The sequence below is a fragment of the Paenibacillus sp. P4_E11 genome, from assembly GCF_056401635.1.
In genome coordinates, this window is the sequence record NZ_JBFUIX010000657.1 from 1 (window position 1) to 681 (window position 681).

General features: G+C 48.9%; 1 protein-coding gene and 1 pseudogene. Both read left to right on the plus strand.

Going from position 1 to position 681, the window contains the following annotated elements:
* The coding region (locus tag AC1DWB_RS36735; protein ID WP_477545970.1) for a Dabb family protein at positions 1-220 on the plus strand (220 nt) is incomplete at its 5' end.
* Between the two features lie 167 nt (positions 221-387).
* Positions 388-681 (plus strand): annotated as a pseudogene (locus tag AC1DWB_RS36740) (glucosamine-6-phosphate isomerase); the annotation flags it as partial.

Here is a 681-nt window from a genome sequence, read left to right on the forward strand (position 1 = left end):
GTTCAAGGCGCTACGTGGGCATTTATCTGGAGTGGTCGACCTGCAAGCAGGGATTAACTTCTCCGGGAAAAACCAGGGGTACCAAATCGTCCTATCCGTACGGTTCGTAGATCAGACCGCGCTGGAAGCGTATGGTCCGAATCCTCAACACCAAGCCGTCGCTGCCTATATTCGTGAAGTAGGTAGAGTAGATAGCATCGTAGTAGACATTGAAATTTAGGTTCGATTTCGTCACATTGAATCAGGGAACGGGCTGACAGCGATATATATGCTGAAGCCTGTTTTTTGTCGTCAAAAAAGTGTTGTCAACTTGTGGAAATGTGAGGTATACTCAACTCAATTAATAAATAGTCCAGTGGACTAACAAATAGGAAAGAGGTGAGAGAAGTGAACCTATTAAGTACGATTGCTGGTTCCATGTTGGAAGGGTTTTTCCCGAAAGGGTGGGATCTTGCTCGATTGGATGCCTGCTGTTCCCATCAGCCGGAGCGCTTGTTCGATCGCCAGAGCCACTGGCATGCTGGATTTCAGCCGGTGTCATGCGAGCATATTTACGATCTGGATACGTACATGGGGCATGAGATCGCCCTGCAGATCAAGCAAGCCAGAGACCGTGGCGAGAAGCTGGCTCTCATCCTGCCGGTAGGACCTGTAGGTATGTATCGCTGGGCTGTATACTTC